The following is a 20510-nucleotide window of genomic DNA, read 5'->3' as shown; positions in this document are numbered from 1 at the left end:
CTAAATATTCTAGACCTAACTATCTATTTCGAGGAAAATTGTTTAACCAAAGAAAGATATAAAGGGCAAATTTGCTTGATTTACAAAGGTACTCTTCAATACACGCCCGAAGAGTGTCCACATTGTCTCAAACCGACGATTGCCTTATTTAGAAAGCTGTTTTCTCGATTGTCCTTAGCGACTCGAAAAGCTGTTGAATTCATTGTTATTGATAGGTATGCGCCTTATGTTTCATTGGTTAAAAAGCTTTTCCCAAATGCTCAGTCAAAAAGAAGAAGCAAAGTTGAACGATGAAAAACGAGTTTGGCGTGCCAGTTTCAAAGATTACTTAACTGAAAGTGAGATTGTCGACCGATTGTTAGCCACTTGTCCCAACTTGCGATAAGGCTATCAGTTATATCTAGATGTTCTTTATGCAGTAAAGAAAAGAGATCATTTACTATTTGAGGACTGTTTATCCAGAGAAGTCAGCCAGCTACCTGAAACTTATGCGACAACTTTGCGAACATTTAAAAAGTTTCTGCCACAGATCCGAAATGCCCTCCGCTACAGTTATTCAAACGGACCACTAGAATGTTTAAACAACCATATTAAAGTATTAAAATGCAATGCTTATGGGTTTCGAAATTTTTATCATTTCAAACGTCGGATCATGATTCGACACGGTAAAACCATTTTAACCAAATAAAAAGAACAGAAAGAAGTTTTTCTTCTTTCTGCCCAAATTATTCTAAGATTTCTCTTTACCAACATCATTCGACAAAGAGCCTCTCTTTTAAACTATTTTTTATTTATGAGACAAGCGCTGGTTCATAAATTTTTGAAGAAGTTTCAAAAATGGCTTCTATAGTAGTTAAATCATATACATCCGCATATTTTGCAACCACTTTCCCACATTTTTCTAATATTTCTTCATGATCACTTTCTTGGTATTTTTCCACACATAACACGATACAATTTTCTAATTTATTAATGACTTCACCTACTACTACATGCTTTAAACCGATTGGCTTACACGCATATTTTTGTCCCAAAATGATTTCTTCGTTATTCATATCTCATCCACCTTTAATCGTTCTAACATTTTATAAAATGATAATAGCATTAAAATTAGATTGTGAAAACCAAAAACCATTATAATTTTAGAAAAAAATCAAAAGAACGACTTTTTCGAGCGTTCTTTTGATTTCACTTATTAAAGTTATTGAATTTTTTTAAGAAATAACATCTAAAGGCACGATATCAATAAGCATTTCTACGTATTTCTCAAGATATTCTTGATCAATATGATCGTATCCGCCTGTTACACCACAATCAATATCTAGAACGCCAATCAGATGCCCTTCTTTGATCATGGGCACAACGATTTCAGATTGAGCTGCAGAATCACAAGAAATATAGTTTTCATGTTTCTTAACGTCATCAACGATCAATGTAGTTTTTGTTTGTGCTGACTCACCACAAACCCCTTTTCCTATTGTGATCCTAGTACAAGAAACACGACCTTGAAATGGACCCAAAATCAATTCTTCGCCATTATATAGGTAATAACCTGCAAAAACTGTTTCTGGTAATGTCTCGTTCAACAAAGCAGAAGAATTCGCTAAATTTGCTAGCCAATGATCTTCTGCCTCTAATAATCCTTTTTGCTGTAATAATAAAATTTGATAGGCATCTTCTTTTTGCTTTTCTGTCCACAACATCTCAACCACTCCTTCTATGAAAAAATTATAGCTTAGAAATGATTTGCTGACTAGTCATTGAGAAAAAACTGACCTTACTAGACAGAAAGACGGGAAAAGAACATCCTTCAAATATAAAATACTTTCATTATTAATTTTTAGCACGGACTCATTAGAAAATTATTCTGCTTGCTGGATCTCTTGTTCCAAGTTTGCATAATCTATTGTCGTTCCAATAAACGTTGGATCATCGCTGGGAAAATGTTGAACAAGTGTTTCGATTTTACTGATTTCGACAGTGCCTTTTGTCAGCTCAAAATCAATGACATGCCCTCCGAATTGTTTAGCTTCATCGATATAGTGCAAATGAAATCCAGCAGCTGCTACTCCTTGAAACAGTTCTGGCGTATAAAATCCAACTAACGTTCCTTGACTATTTGTTTCATGAAATTCAGGTTGAGACTCTGATATTTTTGCTAATCTTCGGTAAGGCTTTTCTTGTTTTGGCATAATACGTGTGTGGACTGTTTTAAACAGCCCAGTAATTTTTATCGCTAAAAATAAGTTGTTTCCTGCTTGACTGGCTAAAATTGATTGTTTTAATTCTTCGCCTTTTGTTTGATTTTCGACTTCAAAACGTTCATCTGTAATGAATGGGGTGATTGCTGCATAAGGAGTGGTTTCTTTTCCTGTCAGCTTAACAACTACTCCATCTGAACGCCCTTGATAAGCTTCGCCATCCAAGAAGATGACTTCCCCATCTAACCCATGTAGCGTTCCCAAACCTAAAGTCCCGTGTTTGAGTATCTGTTCAATCGTCTCAGTACCATCCATTAGTCCTGCCATCAATGCTCCTAGTGTTCCATGTTGAAAAAGTATTCTTTCACTCATCTTAGCATCTCCTTAATAGAATTGATCTGGTAAAATCGTTTCACCAAGTTTTTCATTGTCACGGTAGTCGATTGGAATATCGATGATAACTGGACCTTGCGTTTTAAATCCTTCTTCTATTGCTTGTTCCAACTCAGCGACAGAGGTCACACGAAGCCCCTTAGCACCAAAAGCTTCCGCATATTTTACAAAATCAACCGGGCCAAAATCCACACCGGAAGCTCGTTGATATTTCATGATTTCTTGAAATTCTACCATATTGTAACGACCATCGTTCCAAATCAAATGAATGATCTTCAAATTTTTACGAACAGCTGTTTCTAGATCTTGAGCAGAAAATAAGAAACCACCATCACCAGATACCGAAATGATTTGTGTCTTAGGACGTACTAATGCAGCAGAGATTGCCCATGGTAAAGCAACGCCTAGTGTCTGCATCCCATTGCTAAATAATAGTTGTCTTGCTTCATAACTTCTAAAATGACGTGCCATCCAAATGTAGTGACTACCTACATCTACAGTAACAGTCATCTCATCTGTCACTTTATTTTGGAGTGTATTAATGACTTCTAGAGGATGTAAAATTCCTTCGCGGTCTTTCGTTGGCACAATATCACGCTCAGTTAATTTATTTTGCAAAAAGGCTAAGTATTCTTTCGCATCACGTGACACTTGATGCGGTGTTAAAGAATCCGTCAACAGATCCAATGTTTCAGAGATATCCCCGATTAATTCTCTTTCTGGCTGCATGTAAGAATCAATCTCAGCTGGTGTTTCATCAATAACGATTACTCGAGCATCTTTTTCAGCATTCCAGTTTCTTGCTTCATATTCGATTGGATCATAACCAATCGCAATCACTAGATCACTTCGTTTCAATAACATATCTCCTGGTTGATTTCTAAACAAACCGACTCTGCCAAAGAAATAGTTTTCTAATTTTCTAGAGATCACACCAGCGGCTTGGAAAGTTTCTACCACCGGCAAGCCTGTTTTTGCTACTAATCTACGGATCGCTGCTGTTTCTTTTTTACTTGAACCTCGCATCCCAATTAATAAAACAGGTAATTTCGCTTCTTGAATACGTTCCGCTAAATAATCGATATCGCCAGCGGAAGCAGAACCTAATTGTGGATCTTTTAGAGGTTTGATGACTTCATTTTTTACAGTCGCATCTACCACATCTTGTGGGATACTAATAAAGCTTGCTCCTTTTTTCGAACTTTTAGCCATTCGATAAGCATTGGCAATCACTTCTGAAATTGTTTCTGGATCTTGAATTTCTGCACTATATTTAGTGATTGGCTGAAATAAAGCAGCATTGTCCATGCTTTGATGAGTTAATTTAAGTAGATCGCTTCGTTTGACTTGTCCTGCAATTGCAAGAACCGGATCACCTTCAGCCGTAGCGGTCACTAGCCCAGTTGCTAAATTACTAGCTCCAGGACCACTAGTAGCAATGACGACACCTGGCTCGCCTGTGATCCGTCCAATTGCTTGAGCCATAAAAGCGGCATTTTGTTCATGTCTCGTAACGATTAATTCTGGTCCTTGATCTTCTAACTCATTAAACACCCCATCGATTTTTGCTCCTGGAATCCCAAAAACATATTCGACTTGGTGATTTGCTAAACTTTCTACTACAGCTCTAGAACCTTGTTTCATTTCATCATCCATTACAATATTACTCCCTTTTCATTAAACACTCTCTCGAAAAACGCTTTTTCATTAGTACAGTTTTACAAACTGTTTCACAAAAAGAGTGTAACACAAATTTTTTCATTTGTGTAGTAATATGAAAAATAAGCTGTAGTTTCAGAAAAATTCATGAAACTACAGCTTATTTGATTAGCGATACGATTTTCCCCAAATAGCTAACCCAAGCAATCTCTCATCGATTTGCGCAACTTCAGGCAGTAGCCCCCATAAACAATAACCATTTTTTTCAAATAAACGTTGACTCGCTTGATTACTATCGAAGATAAAGGCTAGCACGGTCTCAATACCTAAGCCAGGGAGCTGTTTTTCTACAAAGTCCATAGCATACTGCCCAATACCTCTATGTTGATAGGTCTCATCAATATAAATACTGATTTCTACCGTTTGATCATATGCTGGTCGTCCATAAAAATCACTCAAACTGATCCAGCCAATGATTACTCCTGCTTCTTGCATGATCCATAGTGGGCGTTTCTTAGGATCATGGGCTTCAAACCATGCCAATTTATCCTCGATAGTTACGGGCGTTACATCGGCAGTTGATTGTTTCGTTAAAATCGATTGATTGTAAATCTCCACGATGCGAGGTAAATCTTCTTTAGCTGCTATAGAATAACGGATCATATAGTACACACCTTTTTTTGTTTAAAAACTATTATACCAGTTCAAATTTTTAAGACAAGAATCTACTGATAGGATCACTAATCAAAACAAACACGTTTTTTAGCAAATGATAGTTTTTACTTATTTTTATTACGTTTGTATTGATGAATGATTTTTAACGCTCTTTTTTTCGTTTTGATATTGGGGCTCTTTAGCCGACGATAAGCACTCGCTAAGTCTTGTTTTTCCATTGCTTTCTCCCTTTTTCAAGTCTATTTTTATCAAATAAACCGTTCACGAACTCAAATAGTAATGATTACGATTTATACAAACAATATAACTTCACCCAAAAAATTTGTCAATAAAAAATAAAATGAAATAACGATTATTTTATAATGTAAACAGCAAACAAAGATGGTATTATAAAGTAACAAAAAATTATCAAGGTGAGAAAATGAATAACACTCAATTAACGCTATATATATCCCTGGTCAAATTCCTCGGACAAGCTTTAGGGGAAAACTATGAAGTGGTTCTTCATCATCTGGAAGAAGGTCATTTTCATATCGCTGCCATTGAAAACAATCATATAAGTGGACGAGATATCCATTCTCCTGTTACTGGTTTCGCTTTAGAAATGGTGCGCTCAAAGAAATATCTTAAACAAGATTATTTAGTCAACTATGATGCACAAACAATCAACGGGAAAAAATTAAGAGGTGCCACTTTTTTTATACGCAATGATCAGCAGAAGATAGTCGGATTACTTTGCATTAATCAAGATATCAGCAAATATCAGTCACTCTCAAAGGAGATACTCGCATTAGCTGGCTTATCAACAGAAAAACAACCACTTGCAGTGTTTGATACAAATCACCTCCCCGAATCCGTTGAGATCTTGGAAGAAACCATTGAAGGGATTATCTACTCTATCGTCCCCTCCGATCTCTTGGACAAACAGACTCCTTTAAATAAAGAGTTGAAAATTAAAATCATTCGCCAATTAAATGAAAAAGGAATCTTCCAAATCAAAGGCGCCGTTTCACAAGTGGCTAAGATTCTCAACATATCAGATCCCAGCGTTTATCGTTACCTGAAGATTGCTGAAGGAGAAAAGTAAAGAGATTGCGAAAGCATCGGTTACCTCCAATGACAATAAGCAAGCATTTTTTTAACAGCTTCTCAGACATGATGGGCTTTGAAACTAAAGACGGCACTCCTCTTCACTAAGGCGTGCCGTCTTATTTCTTGGTTGTTTCACTTTTGAAACAGGCGAAAGCTATAGTAAAAACGATCTAATCAGCGAGTTGGTATCAACTCATTACCCAGATATCATTTGATCACTAATTGAACACATAACTTTTCCCATTGTCTATTACTCTTCTTCATTTTTTTTATTCAATGGTGCCAAAAACGCTTGTTTATCAAATGTTCCTTCCCACTTATCTACCATAATCGCAGAAACCATTGAGCCTGCGACGTTCAACATGGTACGTCCCATATCAACAATCGGATCGATACCAAATATCGCTCCAATACTTGCGATCGTGTGTCCAAACCCTAAGCCATTAAGAGTAACTGTCGCAGCAACGGTCGCCGTACCAGGTACACCAGCAATTCCGATGGATCCTACCGTAACGACAACGACCACCAAGAAATAAAAGGATAGATCCATTTCTGCGCCAACAGCTGATCCCATTAAAACACCAAGCATAGCAGGGAATACACCAGCACATCCATTCATACCAATCGAAGTTCCTAAAGTAGCAACAAAATTTGCCGTTTCTTGAGACACACCTAGATCTTCTTCCAGATTTTTCAAAGTATAAGGTAAAGTTCCTACACTTGAACGGGAAGAAAAAGCAAACAATAGTGTCGTAAATGCTTTTTTGTAAAAAACAATTGGATTCACACCCATGAATAGTAATAAAATGACATAAACGATCAACATCAAAAGAACACCAGTATATAGAGCTGCAATAAATCCGATCATTCCCATAATTGCTTGAATCCCTCTAGAAATAATTGTATTACTTACTAAAGCAACAACCCCATACGGCATCAACTTGATCACGTTAGTTAAAACGGAAATGACGGTTACTTTTAATGAGTCCAACAACGTAACAAAAGGTGCCACTTGATCCGGTTTTTTGACTTGTAAGAAGCGAATAGCTCCAGCAAACATAGCCGCTATGATCACAACCGATACAATACTCCCATTATCCCCCATCACACTAACTATATTGTTAGGTATCAGTTTCAAGAAAAATTCTGGGAAACTTTGCGAAGCAATATTACTAATACTTTCTGCTTTGTCTGCTGCCAAGTCTCCAGCAAACTCTGCACCGTTAAGCCGATAGAGTTTGACAACCGCAATCCCCAATGCCGCAGAGATAGCTGTAGTCCCTAGTAATGTTGCAAAAGTTTTTCCCGTCAAATATTTTAACCGTTCTCCTTTGACATCAATCACTACTTTGATAATCGATAAGAACACGACAGGAATAGCTAGCAACTGGATCATCTTCAAGAATCCTGAACCAACTAGGGCATACCAGGCATTGATTTCCGTTCGAGCAAATTCGGTATAAATTTCGCTATCGGAACCAATCAAATCAATGACAACCCCTAAAAGCAAACCAAGAATAAGAGCATAAATCATTCGTTTTGAGAAATTAATCCGTTTGTCTTTGAGGTACTTCATTACCCCAAGGGAGAGAATCAGCAAAGCGATTCCTCCCGCAGTATAATAATTACTTACTTTCAGAAATTGAGTAAAAAAAGGTGCATCGATCAATTTATTCATCCCCTTTATTTTGCAGTATTTGCTACAACATTTAGTGCTTCCCACGTAGAAGAAAAAGGTGGTGCATAAGCAAAATCAACAAATCCTAATTCTTCAGTCGTCATTTGAGCGTGTATCGCAACAGCTAAGCCAGTCGCACGAAGAACTGTTTCATTTTTCCCGAATAGTTGGGCACCATACAACACTTTTGTTTGTCGGTCATAAACCAGTTTGATCATGATTTTTTCTTGAGTTCCATAATAATTCGAGTGATTCATTGTCTCAATACAAGTCGTTTTGATATCTAATCCTTTTTCTCTTGCCATTTTTTCAGTGATACCAGTCGCTGCTGCCTCGTACTCTCCTACTTTGATCGCACTACTGCCTAATGTCCCTGAATATTCCTGCATCTGTACACCGCTAAGATTGACCCCAACGATCCGTCCCATTTTATTCGCTGTAGTCGCTAAAGGAAGGTAAATATCCCCTAAGATTCGATGGGGAATCGAAGCACAGTCACCTGCCGCAAATACATCTTTTTGAGACGTTCTCCCGTATGTATCGATTTTAATTGCACCATTTCCTAACAATTCCAATTGATCATTCAAAAAGCTGGTATTAGGAACAAATCCAGCAGCAACGATCACCGCATCCGCCTGATAACTTCCTCTATTCGTTTTGACAGCTACCACTTGTTCATGATTTTTTTCGATCTCTAGAACAGACTCCTCCAAGGAAACCCTTACATTTTCTTCTTCAATAGCTTCTTTAATTTTAGTAGAAAATTCCGGATCAAATGAACGATTCATCAAGTGAGGAGCCATCTCGATCAAATGAATATTTTTTCCTGCTTTCGTTAACTGATCAGCTACTTCAATGCCAATAAATCCACCACCCAGGATGACAATATTTTGATAATTTGATAATTCTTGCTGTAGTCGTTTGACTTCATTAAGTTTTGTAATCGTATATACATCACTAGAATCAATACCAGCAATGTTAGGAACAAACGGCTTTGCACCGACAGCCAGCATCAGACGATCATAAGTTTCATGACTCACTTCATTTGTACTTAAATTTTTTACAGCTAACGTTTTAGTGGCAAATTCGATTGATTCTACTCGATGGCGCAACAATAATTTAATTCCTAAACGTTCGATTTGTTCAGGCGTTCGAGCAAACATCTCTTGTTCATCATTAAATTCTTCGCCTAAATAATAAGGAAGCCCACAAGCGCCGAAAGAGATATAATCCTCTTGTTCAATCACGATGATTTCTGCATCTGGATTGACTCTCTTTGCTTTGGCCGCTGCGCTCATTCCTGCAGCAATTCCACCAATGATTATTATTTTCATTCTTTCTTCCTCTTTTCTTATGCTTTAGATAAAACCCATTCGATTTCTATTAAAGCATCTTTTGGTAAGGCAACGACTTGAAAAGCTGATCGTGCTGGGAAACGTTCACCAAAGTGTTCTGCGTACACTTGATTAAATGCTTCAAAATGATTCATATCAGTTAGAAAACAAGTCGTTTTAACCACTTGATTCATGGTCAAGTCTAGCTCCTCCAACACTTGTGATATATTGATCATGATTTGGTTCGCTTGTGCTTTAATCTCTTCAGAAACGATTTCACCAGTGGTTGGATCGATTGGTAACTGTCCAGAAACAAAGATCAAGTCTCCCGCCACGCGATATTTTTCATACGGTAATTTGTTGCTACTCATTCTTTTCCTCCTTTAATAATTTTTTATCATAGAATACAATTACACTAAAAAATTATCATATATTTTTAAGGCAGTCAACCACTTTCAGAGTTTTTAAAAACCGCAAAAATTCTTTTATTTAAAATAAAATTATAAAAACTAATGTTATTTAAAATCTAACGCAAGCAATTAATTTCATTGATAATTTTTTATCAAGAAAGCGTTGACATAACGGAAATGAATGTGTTATTTTTGAGATACATGAAGTAGGTTTGGAGGAAACCCATATGAATATCAATACAAAAATTCTACACGATTACCCAGTCATCGACCCAGTTACAGGCTCATCGTCGATACCTAAATATCAAACTTCCACGTTTCATCAAAAAAATGTCTTCACTCACACAGGTTTTAGTTACACTCGTTTTGGTAACCCTACTGTCGAAGCGGCGGAAAAATGTATTGCTTCATTAGAAAACGCGCAGTTCAGTTTAGCATTTTCATCAGGAATGGCTGCTATTAACGCTGTCCTGTTCCTTTTATCCAAAGGAGATCATTTAGTACTAGGTAAAAATATTTATGGTGGAACCTTCCAAAGCATCCATCTTTTCTTAGCTCGTTTCGGGATCGATTGCACTTTTGTTGATGAAACGGATATTGATTCTTGGCAAAAAGCGATTAAAAAAGAAACAAAAATGTTTTACATTGAAACTCCTTCCAATCCATTATTAACAATCACTGATATAAAGAAAGTGACTGAATTGGCTAACGAGTATCAGATCTTAACAGTTGCAGATAATACATTTATGACACCCATTTCACAACATCCTTTAGATTTAGGTGTTGATATCGTGATACATAGTGCAACAAAGTTTATCAATGGACATAGTGACGTTGTTGCAGGTTTGGTCGCTACAAATAACGAGGAGCTGTATCAGCAATTAAAGGAACATCAAAAAGCACTGGGCGGGATTTTGGGTCCTGAAGATGCTTGGCTACTATTGCTCGGCGTTAAAACGCTGGGGTTAAGAATGGAAAAATCAGTTCGAAACGCTAGTGAATTAGCTAACTTTCTCGTCAATCATCCGAAAGTAACAAACGTTTATTATCCTGGTCTTGAACAGCATGCTGGACATTCGATCCATCAAAAACAATGCGAAGACTGTGGTGCTATTTTGTCATTTGAAGTAGATTCAGTTAAGCAAATTGAAACCTTATTCACACACTGTCGTGTACCAATCGTAGCTGTCAGTCTCGGCGGTGTGGAATCCATCCTTTCTTATCCTTGGGCGATGTCTCATGCCAGTATGCCTGAAAAGGATCGATTAGCGATGGGTGTCACTGAAACTTTAGTTCGGCTTTCATGCGGGATCGAAGATGTAGAAGATTTGATCGCTGATCTTGATGATGCGTTAAATGCTATGTAGTTTCACTCACTGTCTGATATTCATGGTGAGTTCTATCATCGAAAATAAGCCGGATAGTCCCAAAATAGTTCCTCCTATTTGGGACTATCCGGCTTATTTCTTAGAGTTAGACACTTCCGACACGCCTTCTTTTTCATCAAAATTTTTTTATTTCATCATCGGTAAAAATTTCAGAACTGTTGTATTTGGGCTATAAAAGTTCTCTTAACCAACTGTTGGCTAACATGGACTAATATCTTATTGTTCTAATAAATACCGATCGTAATTCTCGATTTTCTTATGTAATCGTGTTAAACACTCTTGCATCTCATCGATCTTTTGAATCAAATGCTGTCTTTCTGTCATCAATAATTGCTTCCTAGCAGCAATTGTCTGGTCTCCTTGCTTACACAATTTATTGTATTCGATCAACGACTCAATGGATAAGCCAGCATTTCTCATACAAATTGTAAAATCTACCCAGTTGAGGTCTTCTTCTGTATAATCACGGATTCCGCCTTTCGTGCGATGTACAGGTGGAATGAGACCAATTTTCTCATAATAACGTAATGTATCGGGCGAGATCCCTTTCGTTTCACTCACTTGTTTGATGTTCATAGTCGATATCCCCTTTTTTCTGTTCCATCTCGTTCATAAACGACTATCCTAACATTTATCTGCTTGGACAAACCCAATAAACGAATGGAGATTTATGCATGATCATCGTCGCATTTGAAACAACGTACAAAAAATGATCTAGTCTTTCGGCTCTCACTATAAGGGATTTTTCTCAAAAAAGCTAGCAGACCTAAAAAATTCGAGAAGTAACGAACCATACAGCTCCTGTTACTCCTACGAATTTTCTCTTATCATTCACTCGTACATCAAGATGTGGATTTTATTCTTTGTACACGAAATGCTTGATTCTTTGCTAAATAAAAAGGGCGTAAGTATGCAACCGTGTTGGAAAGCGGTAAAATATCTTTACTTAAATCAATGTTTAGCACTTCTTTCAAATACGTTTGACGAATCATAATGCGTTGCCATAATTCTGGGTACTTTTCTTTGATTTTTGCTTGCAGTGCCTCATCAGCTAATACCACACATTCTTCCGCACTAACACCTGTATAACCCGGAACTTAAGGAATGATATCTAGTTGAAAAATCATCCCACTTTCAAGTATTTCTTGCGACTCTTGATAAATAGGTGAAGCTAACCACTCTTCATCTGCTGTCAAGTGACCAGGATTTAAATGCCAATGGAACTGTTTTTTTGGTAAAACAGTCTCAACTAGTTGATAAACTTCTTCGCCTCTCATCCCCACTTTGATTGTTTCTAACCAATGAACAATTGCTTGAAAATAAGGTTTAGCCACTTTTTCTAAATAATCCGCTTGCTCTGACGGAAGTTGTTTTTCATGTTCGATGACAAACCCTGTTCTGCTAGATAGACCACCTTTAAACCCAGTAGTTAAAGACAACGCATCCCCAAGTTTAATTGTTTTATCGGTTGGGTAAAGATTAGCATATTCGAAACGTTGCCCTGTCGCAGCAATTGTCACTACCGTGTTCGGTTGTCCTTTTCCATTTAACAATGCTCCAATTTCAGACTCTTTTACACCTACTTCAATCTTGTTTAGTGCTTGTAACATGCAACTAGAAGCTAGATTGGCACCAAATTCATAATGAGCGATCTCATTGGCATTATTTGTTCTCCGTATTCCTTTTTCCCCGATCAACAGCGAACTAGCATTTAGTAGTTCAGTCGTTTCACCTTTTACTTTTTCGATTGCTTCAATAATAAAGTGAGGAACATCGAATAGCTTGGTCGCTTCTTTCTTCCGTGTAGTAAACATTTTCCAACCAACTACCCCGATTTTTTTCTTTTCAACGAACCCTAACGAGGTAAATAATTGTTCTAAAGGTTGTTCGTGATCCATTGGTTGATTCGGCAATGAAAAAGGTGGATAATGAACCAATTCTGATTGGATTCGTGCATGTTTACATAGTTTCAGATTTTCATTTCCCAAAATCAAGGTACTTTTTCCACTATTTTCCATAACAAATAATCCTTCTTCAAACCGTGGAATAAATCCTGTAAAATATTCAAAATTGCTACCATGCTCACGATCTGCATAAATGATTAGTGTGTCAATCGCTTCTTCTCTCATCCTTTGTATCATTCGTTTTTTTCTCATCTCAATCGTTTCATCTGTTAAGAAAACCGGTGAGACATCTGCAAATGTTTTCGGCTCAGTCAACACATCTAAAATTATATTTATCTTTTCCATACTTACTCCTTTATTGATCTAATATAAGACATTCCACCTGATTATTTATCAAAGCTTGTTGCAACTGCTTGCTGGGAGGTTGATCTGTTACTAGAAAATCAATCTCTTTTAAATCACAAACCTTAAAAAACCGGTTTTATCCATTTTTGTATGATCTGCTAAAGCAACCACCGTTTTTGCCTGTTTGACCATTTGGCGTTTGACAAGTCCTTCTTCTTCCGTATGGATGAATATCCCTTCAGACGATAAAGCAAAAACACCTAAAAATGTATAGTCTACACTGTATTGTTTTAATTTCTCAATAGTATCTGAGCCATGTAAAAAAAGTTGTGTTTTGTGCAATTTTCCCGGCAATAGCGTAATCGTAGTTGCTGACCTTTTTGCTAACAGCATCGCATGAGTCAAAGAATTAGTGATAGCTGTCAAAGGTTTCATCCCTATTTGATTGATCACACTTTCTACAGTAGTGGAGGAATCGAAAATAACCGATGAATTGTCTTTAATGATAGCTGCAGCGGTTTTTCCTAACTGAAGTTTCACTCCATTTAATTTAGTTGAACGTTGCTCATAATCAAAAATAGTTGCTTCTCTTTCTAATAAAATCGCTCCGCCGTGTGTTCTGCGAACTATATTTTTTTCTTCTAACTTCATTAAATCACGTCTGATCGTGTCTTTAGATACTTCCAGCTGTTCTGCTAAGTCATCAATCGCAGCATTTTGTTTTTCTTTCATGATTTTGATTATTTTTTCAAACGAATTTCCCTCAGCATGAAACCGCCTCCCTTAAGTCACTTTACTACAGTTTGCAATATTTTGCAATATTTTGCAATTTATCGCATTTTGTCGCAAAAAAATCGCCAAATGCAATCAAATGATTTGTGCTATAATAAGCAGACAACGATGATTCCGTTACTGATATGAAAAAATCTTATATAGGAAAGTAGATGAATCTATGAAAATCGTTCCTCCAAAAATTTCTCCCACATTACCACTTAAGCCCTTTTCTACAATCTATTCCGAAGAGGAACCAATGCTTGAAATGTGCAAAGTAGTCAATGACGAAGCAATCGAAGCATTTTTCGATCGTCCACGTTTTTACAATATGGAATTTGATCACTGTCAATTTACAAATAGCGATTTTAGTCAGGTCGAGTTCGTAGATGTTCGCTTTACAAATTGTGATCTTTCCAACGTCAATATGACAAAAGCCTCTATCCACCGAGTAGAATTTATCAATTGCAAACTACTTGGGACAACCTTTCAAGAATCAACGATTAAAAACGTTACTTTTAAAGATTGTCTAATCAATCTAGCTGCTTTTGGCTATGCTAAAATGGAGAATAATCAATTTTGCCATTGTTCATTGGAAAACGCCGATCTTTATCATTGTCACTTCAAAGGAATCATTTTTGACAATTGTGAATTGAACGAAGCGAATTTTCAGCAAACCTCTTTAAAAGGCGTTGATTTAAGCTCCTCTAATTTTGAAACATTAGGCATTACGATCAATGAATTAAAAGGTTGCCAGGTCTCAACCTACCAGGCCTTAAAATTCTCTACATTGTTAGGTCTAATTATAAAAGAGTAAGTGAATAACCTAGGTTTAATTCCCTAGAAGTAATACGATGAACACCATAAAAAGGTCATGAAAGATACAGCTAGCTCTGCTCTGCTTTGCTCGGAGCTATTTGCTTCTTTTATAACCTTTTTTAATTATCTTTCTCGGATCTAATACTTATTAAACAGACTTCACTGTTTCATCTTTATGTTTACGAGCGGTAATCACGTAAGCGATAACCAATACCAATTTCAGTAATGATATATTCAGGCTTCAACGTATTTGTTTCAATTTTTTTGCGGATATTTGACATATTGACTCGCAAAATTTGGGAATCTTCGCTGTATGGTCCCCATACTTGGGTCATTAAGGTTTGATAAGTGACTACTTTACCAATCTGCTCAAATAAACATTTAAGTAATCGATATTCATTTTTTGTTAAATGGATTTCTTGGTCATTTTTATAAACCAACTGCTTATCAAAATCGATTTTCAATGCATTATTTACTACGATCAACGTCTGTTCTTCTTTGGTTTTCTTATGGCGTAAAGCTGTTCTTATACGAGCTAGAAGTTCGTTAGTCCCGAAAGGTTTGGTGACGTAATCATCTGCTCCTAAATCAAGGGCGGCTACTTTTTCATTTTCGTCCTTTCGTGCAGAGATTACCACGATCGGAAGATCCATCCGTTTCCTCAATATTTTCAAGAGATCCATTCCATCAATATCAGGTAAACCTAGATCAAGTAAAATGACATCAAATGTTTCTGCCTGTAAAGCAGTTAAAGCTTCCATCCCATTTGCTGCTACCGTTAATCTATATTGTTCTCGCTCAAAAACCACTTCCATGAAGTCGGTAATATTGGGATCATCTTCAATCAATAAGATCATCTTATTCATAAAAAACTCCTTACTTTAAATAGATTCAGACAATCGTTTCCCCATTATCGGCAATCATCTCCATTTGTCCGTTATGAGCACGAATGATCGTGTTGACAATACTTAAACCAATTCCCAATCCGTTTTTAGAATCAACAGGCACCTCATTTGGTTGAGTCAGATTATTTTGGATTTTTTGAAATTGTTCAATAGGAATCTCACCCTTATTTCTAATCTCAATCCTCGTTTCTTCTCCATTTTGGCTCACAGTCAATCGTACGCTACGCTCTCAACTACTATCCCAGTTACTAATCAATGTGTAATAGTTAAACAATTCGTGCACAATACTGAAAATGGCTTCTGGTTTTTTGAACAAAGCGATGAGCTATTTATAGCCAGTAGATCTATGGGAACAAATAAACGAACACCAAGCGTTTTTTGTGTTTCTCTTGAGGTCGTGAAAAGAGTGTTTTGACCTGAGTGCTCACCAAGTAAAAACTGCGACGAGTAATCGCAGGAGCATTAAGGATGAAAATCTCGAAACAGCTCCTCATGTTTTGAGATTTTTTGACTTATCGCCGAAGGTAAGCTCTTTGAACACCGTGAATCAGAGGTCGTGAAAACATCCGGTAGCTCTGATGACAATAAGAAAGAATTTTTTGAAACAGCTTCTCATGTTTTGAAAAATTCAGGCTTATTTCAAGGAGCTGATGTTTGAACACCGTTTAGCAAGAGGCTGTGAAAGAAGCGTTTAGCTCCGAGCGAATAAGCGATGATTTTTTAAAATAGCTCCTCATATTTTAGAAAATCATCGCTTATTGTTGAGGAGTTGCTTCTTGAACGCCGTTTAGCAAGAGGCTGTGAAAAGAGCGTCTTGACCTAAGCGTTAAGGATGAAAATCTCGAAACAGCTCCCCATGTTTTGAGATTTTTTGACTTATCGCCGAAGGTCAGCTCTTTGAACACCGTTTATTCGTTTTTAGAGATACTAGAAGATACTGAGAGAACTTTTGTCCCAGTCCCGATGCTTATTTGAACAATCCCATTGAATGAATAACTCTATGATTTCTAGATAAAAGATTTTCAAACAAAAATACAAGTTTTTTCACTCATTTTTTGCTATACCAATCGATCAATATCATACTCAAACCCATTTTGATTGCTTAACTGTTTGTAGAACTCACCACTTTTCTTGATCGTCCGTTTTTGGGTTGGCAGATCAAGAGAAATTAGTCCATAACGGTTCTTATATGCATTGATCCAGGACCAGCAGTCAATAAAGGTCCAAAGATGATACCCTTTGATATTACAGCCGTCATTGATTGCTTTCCAAAGATAAGCGAGGTGATCTTGGATATATTCGATCCGGTAATTATCAATCACTTGCCCACTTTCATCCATAAAACGTTCCTCATCTGCTACGCCCATCCCATTTTCAGAGATAAAGGATTCGATATTCCCATAGTTTTCTTTGATATCCATGCATAAATCATGGATACCTTTTTCATAAATTTCCCAACCACGATATTCATTCATCCGACGTCCCGGCATCACATGATTCTCAAAAAACCAATCCGGTAAGAACGGACCATCTTGATTGATTGCAGTTAAACGAGCCTTCACACGACGTGGTTCATAATAGTTCAATCCTAAGATTTGTGCCGTGTTCTCTTTGATACAACGCAGGTCTTCCTCGGTATAATCCGTTGGCAATTGATCATATTCACGTAAAAGGTTAATTAATTTTTCTGGATAAACACCCTTGACCATTGGATCTAAAAAGCTGCGAACATAAAAAAGATCCGCAATTTCAGCTGCCTTCACATCAGCGGGGGTTTGACTCCTTGGAAACGTCGGGCTTAAATTCAAGATAACACCTATTTTACTGTTCAAATTCAACTCTTTGTGTGCTGCAATTGCTTTCGCGTGAGCCAAAATAGTAAAGTGAGCCGCTTGCGCTCCTCGTTTGAAATCAATCAAATTTGGATAATGGAAGTCTTCCAGATATGACCCTAAGATCGGCCCCAACGGTTCATTGAAAGTGAACCAGTGATAGACGAGATCGCCAAACTCCTTGAAACAAGTAACTGCAAATTGCACATATGCATCGACAACTTCCCGTGATTCCCAACCGCCTTTATCCTGTTGGGCTGCTGGCATATCAAAATGATAAAGATTGGCGAATACTTTAATACCATTGTTATTCATCTCAGTAAATAAATCCCGATAAAATTCAACCGCTTTTGGATTTACCTCCCCTACTCCATCATCTGGGAACATCCGCGCCCAAGAGATCGAGACCCGAAAGGAATTATGTCCGGTTTGCTTCATCAGTTGAACGTCTTCTTTATAACGATGAATGTGATCTGTCGTAATTTCTGAACTAATCCTTTGATAAAAACGGTATGGTTGTTCTTTGTACCAACGTTCCCAAACCGTTTCGGCTTTTCCAGTTTCACCACGACCTTCTGCTTGCTCAGCTGACCAAGCAGAACCCCACCAAAAGTTTTCTGGAAATGTTAATTGTTGTTTGTTCATTGTATCCTCCTAAAATGACATTCTCTTGAGTACTACTCCATCATAACACCGCTTCCAATAAATTGGAATATTTTTTTATTAAAAAATATATACTTTTTATAAATGTTAATTGTTTTACCCTTTAAAGATTGCTAAAATTAAAGAAAGGTATATAATTATTTATATCTTTACGCGGTAACTATAGGAGGGAAAAAATGAAGAAGAATGCGAAATATATGGAAGTTTATTCTGATGTAAAAAAGAAAATTGAAAACGGTACTTACGCAATCGGTGAAAAATTACCAACTGGTTCCGAATTGGCAAAACAATATCATACGAGTAAATTGACAGTAAAAAAAGGATTAGACATGTTAGTTTCTGAAGGAGTTTTACATAGTCGAAGTGGATTTGGAACCGAAGTTTTGCGCAAACCGATCCATAATTCGAAAGTTTTCGGTCCAAGCGAAGGTTTTATGAGCGTAGTTGGCGAAGAACATGTAGACTCTGAAATTCATATGTTTTCAATTGAATTACCGTCAAAAAAAATAGCAGAGCGATTACAGATTAACGACAAGGAATACATTTATAATATTGTTCGCAGTCGTTTTGTCGATCAACAACCCTATTCATTGGAACAAACTTTTATGCCGCTATCAATTATTCCTGGTTTGGAACCTAAACACTTGAAAAAATCGGTTTATTCCTATATTCGCAATGAACTGCAGTTAGAGATCAATGCTTCTCACGTTTGGATGAAGGGCGTACTGGCAACCGAGTTTGATGCAAATATATTAGGAATTGATGCCGGAGACTTTATGATCGAAGTTGAAAAAAGTGTTTCTTTGGCAAACGGGACTCCTTTTGAATACTCCATTACAAGGCATTTGTATCAAGATTTTGTTTTTGAAGCCGTTTTTGTTGAAAAATGATTGAAAGAGCTGAGGAAATCAGCTCTTTTTTTTGCCCTTTTTCATTAAAGTATATAATTTTAAAAAAAGTTATTTACTTTTATCAAATTCCGTTCTATTATTGAACTACGGTAAGTGCTTACAAATAAAAAACAAGGAGAATATACCATGAAGAAAACAAATAAGAAGGAACAGGTGTTTGAACGATTTGGTATGATCGCATCGAAGCTAGGAAATCAAATTCATATGCGTACATTACGCGATGCATTTGCAACATTCATGCCATTTATGATGTTAGCTGGATTCGTGACTTTGATTAATTACGTTATCTTAGAACCAACTGGTTTTATGGGTAAAATTGTTAAACCCGAAACATTAATGAAAGTTCAAGAAATTGGCATGTCGATCGCCAATGGAACATTGAGTATTACGACGCTATTAGTTGTAGCTGCAGTTTCTTATCATATGTGTGTTAGCAGAAATTATACAAATCATATCGCAGCGGTTTTAGTTTCGATCTCAACTTTCATCGTTTTAACACCAATGAAAATGATGTTCACTCCGGAAAATGCAAAAAAAGCGATTGAAGTAACCGGAGTTATTCCAGGTTCCCATACAGGTGCATCAGGAATGTTTGTCGGAATCTTTGTTGGATTAGTAGCTACTGAGCTATTCATTAAATTATCTACAAATGAAAAATTGCAAATCAAACTATCTGGAAATATTCCGCCCGCAGTGTTGAAGTCATTCAATGTATTGATCCCGATTATGATTACTGTTACTGGTTTTGCGATTCTATCTTTCGCTGTCAATCAGTTATTCAACATGGACGTAAATGGCGTGATCACTAAAGCGATCACGGGACCTTTAAGTCACATCACAACTGGTTTACCTGGCTTTATCTTAATCACATCAATCGCCAATTTATTCTTTGGTTTTGGAATTCATCAAGCTGTAATTTCAGGTTCTTTACTTGATCCGTTCTTACTACAAAACATGCAAGAAAATATGGCAGCTTATGCAAACCATGAACACATCCCACATATTATCAACATGGCTTTCAAGGATACTTTTGCTGTTATGGGTGGTTCAGGAAATACGATCGCCTTATTGATTGCGATTTTCATCTTCAGTCGTCGAAAAGATTATAAAGACTTTGCTAAACTATCGGTAACACCAGCGATGTTTAATATCAGTGAGCCGATCATCTTTGGATTACCGATCGTATTTAACTTGAGTCTAATTATTCCGTTTGTGTTAGCACCAATCTTCTCGTTAGTAACTGCCTACTTTGCGACTGCAGCCGGCTTAATCAATCATGTGGTAGTTCAGATACCGTGGACCACACCACCAGTTATTTCAGGATTCCTTGCGACAGGTGGAGATTGGCGAGCAGCAGTACTGCAAGTTCTAATCATTGCGGTTAGCGTATTTATCTATCTACCATTCCTACGCATTGATGAACACGTAACGGCAAAAATGGCTCAAAAGGAAGCTGAAATCACTAATCAATAATTGACACCTCCGCTCCTAAAAAAGTAGACTTTCTCGTTTAGTAAATATGTAAAAAAA

At 36.9% G+C, this 20510-nt stretch carries 17 protein-coding genes and 4 pseudogenes; 6 read left to right on the top strand and 15 right to left on the bottom strand.

Annotated elements, in window-relative coordinates:
* Window positions 1-121: 121 nt before the first annotated feature.
* Window positions 122-688, top strand: a pseudogene (locus EHR_RS13825) (transposase); the annotation flags it as partial.
* A gap of 103 nt (window positions 689-791) precedes the next feature.
* Here EHR_RS13825 and EHR_RS08745 read toward each other — a convergent pair.
* The 6 genes from EHR_RS08745 to EHR_RS13990 all read right to left on the bottom strand — a co-directional run bounded on the left by EHR_RS08745 (window position 792) and on the right by EHR_RS13990 (window position 5146).
* On the bottom strand, window positions 792-1055 hold the full coding sequence (locus EHR_RS08745; RefSeq protein WP_010737894.1) for a hypothetical protein: 264 nt from the start codon (window positions 1053-1055) through the stop codon (window positions 792-794).
* A 159-nt stretch (window positions 1056-1214) separates the two neighbouring features.
* The gene (locus tag EHR_RS08740; RefSeq protein ID WP_025480518.1) at window positions 1215-1700 is read right to left on the bottom strand and encodes a GAF domain-containing protein; all 486 of its coding nucleotides are present in this window, start codon (window positions 1698-1700) and stop codon (window positions 1215-1217) included.
* Between the two features lie 162 nt (window positions 1701-1862).
* On the bottom strand, window positions 1863-2573 hold the full coding sequence (budA, locus tag EHR_RS08735) for an acetolactate decarboxylase (protein WP_010718430.1): 711 nt from the start codon (window positions 2571-2573) through the stop codon (window positions 1863-1865).
* A 12-nt stretch (window positions 2574-2585) separates the two neighbouring features.
* Window positions 2586-4250 carry an acetolactate synthase AlsS gene (alsS, locus tag EHR_RS08730; RefSeq protein WP_010737896.1) on the bottom strand — a complete coding sequence of 555 codons (1665 nt, stop codon included), beginning with the start codon at window positions 4248-4250 and terminating at the stop codon, window positions 2586-2588.
* Window positions 4251-4421: 171 nt separating this feature from the next.
* On the bottom strand, window positions 4422-4916 hold the full coding sequence (locus tag EHR_RS08725; protein ID WP_010737897.1) for a GNAT family N-acetyltransferase: 495 nt from the start codon (window positions 4914-4916) through the stop codon (window positions 4422-4424).
* A 116-nt stretch (window positions 4917-5032) separates the two neighbouring features.
* Entirely contained in the window at window positions 5033-5146 is a 114-nt protein-coding gene (locus EHR_RS13990; RefSeq protein WP_010718433.1) for a putative metal homeostasis protein, read from the bottom strand.
* Between the two features lie 203 nt (window positions 5147-5349).
* Between EHR_RS13990 and EHR_RS08720 the strand changes: the two genes are divergently transcribed.
* On the top strand, window positions 5350-6015 hold the full coding sequence (locus EHR_RS08720; RefSeq protein ID WP_010737898.1) for a helix-turn-helix transcriptional regulator: 666 nt from the start codon (window positions 5350-5352) through the stop codon (window positions 6013-6015).
* Window positions 6016-6270: 255 nt separating this feature from the next.
* Here the strand turns inward: EHR_RS08720 and EHR_RS08715 are convergent, their stop codons facing one another.
* Genes EHR_RS08715 through EHR_RS08705 form a run of 3 tightly spaced genes read right to left on the bottom strand, consistent with a single transcriptional unit; the run spans window position 6271 to window position 9403 of the window.
* Complete coding sequence (locus EHR_RS08715; protein WP_010737899.1) at window positions 6271-7689, bottom strand: cation:dicarboxylate symporter family transporter; 1419 nt, start codon at window positions 7687-7689, stop codon at window positions 6271-6273.
* Between the two features lie 14 nt (window positions 7690-7703).
* The gene (locus EHR_RS08710; protein ID WP_010737900.1) at window positions 7704-9032 is read right to left on the bottom strand and encodes a CoA-disulfide reductase; all 1329 of its coding nucleotides are present in this window, start codon (window positions 9030-9032) and stop codon (window positions 7704-7706) included.
* A gap of 17 nt (window positions 9033-9049) precedes the next feature.
* Window positions 9050-9403 (bottom strand): Rid family detoxifying hydrolase, encoded by a 354-nt coding sequence (locus tag EHR_RS08705; RefSeq protein WP_010737901.1) that lies wholly within the window; start codon window positions 9401-9403, stop codon window positions 9050-9052.
* Window positions 9404-9669: 266 nt separating this feature from the next.
* On the opposite strand from EHR_RS08705, the gene EHR_RS08700 reads away from it, so the two are divergent.
* Entirely contained in the window at window positions 9670-10809 is a 1140-nt protein-coding gene (locus EHR_RS08700) for a trans-sulfuration enzyme family protein (RefSeq protein ID WP_010737902.1), read from the top strand.
* A 237-nt stretch (window positions 10810-11046) separates the two neighbouring features.
* Here EHR_RS08700 and EHR_RS08695 read toward each other — a convergent pair whose 3' ends face one another.
* The 3 genes and pseudogenes from EHR_RS08695 to EHR_RS08685 form a co-directional block, all read right to left on the bottom strand.
* A complete protein-coding gene (locus EHR_RS08695; protein WP_010737903.1) occupies window positions 11047-11406 on the bottom strand; it encodes a MerR family transcriptional regulator in 360 nt (119 codons plus the stop codon).
* A 266-nt stretch (window positions 11407-11672) separates the two neighbouring features.
* A pseudogene (locus tag EHR_RS08690) lies at window positions 11673-13079 on the bottom strand (M24 family metallopeptidase).
* Between the two features lie 10 nt (window positions 13080-13089).
* Window positions 13090-13811, bottom strand: a pseudogene (locus EHR_RS08685) (DeoR/GlpR family DNA-binding transcription regulator).
* Window positions 13812-14109: 298 nt separating this feature from the next.
* On the opposite strand from EHR_RS08685, the gene EHR_RS08680 reads away from it, so the two are divergent.
* Window positions 14110-14667 carry a pentapeptide repeat-containing protein gene (locus EHR_RS08680; protein WP_228012171.1) on the top strand — a complete coding sequence of 186 codons (558 nt, stop codon included), beginning with the start codon at window positions 14110-14112 and terminating at the stop codon, window positions 14665-14667.
* A 181-nt stretch (window positions 14668-14848) separates the two neighbouring features.
* Here EHR_RS08680 and EHR_RS08675 read toward each other — a convergent pair whose 3' ends face one another.
* The 3 genes and pseudogenes from EHR_RS08675 to EHR_RS08665 all read right to left on the bottom strand — a co-directional run bounded on the left by EHR_RS08675 (window position 14849) and on the right by EHR_RS08665 (window position 18051).
* A complete protein-coding gene (locus EHR_RS08675) occupies window positions 14849-15535 on the bottom strand; it encodes a response regulator transcription factor (protein ID WP_010737908.1) in 687 nt (228 codons plus the stop codon).
* 25 nt (window positions 15536-15560) lie between these two features.
* Window positions 15561-15794: pseudogene (locus EHR_RS08670) on the bottom strand (ATP-binding protein); the annotation flags it as partial.
* 838 nt (window positions 15795-16632) lie between these two features.
* Complete coding sequence (locus EHR_RS08665) at window positions 16633-18051, bottom strand: glycoside hydrolase family 1 protein (RefSeq protein WP_010737910.1); 1419 nt, start codon at window positions 18049-18051, stop codon at window positions 16633-16635.
* A 194-nt stretch (window positions 18052-18245) separates the two neighbouring features.
* Between EHR_RS08665 and EHR_RS08660 the strand changes: the two genes are divergently transcribed.
* Both EHR_RS08660 and EHR_RS08655 read left to right on the top strand, forming a co-directional pair.
* The gene (locus EHR_RS08660; RefSeq protein ID WP_010718458.1) at window positions 18246-18959 is read left to right on the top strand and encodes a GntR family transcriptional regulator; all 714 of its coding nucleotides are present in this window, start codon (window positions 18246-18248) and stop codon (window positions 18957-18959) included.
* Between the two features lie 147 nt (window positions 18960-19106).
* The gene (locus tag EHR_RS08655; protein ID WP_010737911.1) at window positions 19107-20453 is read left to right on the top strand and encodes a PTS sugar transporter subunit IIC; all 1347 of its coding nucleotides are present in this window, start codon (window positions 19107-19109) and stop codon (window positions 20451-20453) included.
* Window positions 20454-20510 lie beyond the last annotated feature (57 nt).

The sequence above is a fragment of the Enterococcus hirae ATCC 9790 genome (assembly GCF_000271405.2).
Classification (GTDB): domain Bacteria; phylum Bacillota; class Bacilli; order Lactobacillales; family Enterococcaceae; genus Enterococcus_B; species Enterococcus_B hirae.
Note: the sequence above shows the minus strand (reverse complement) of the source record. Positions and strands in the feature narration are given on the sequence as shown.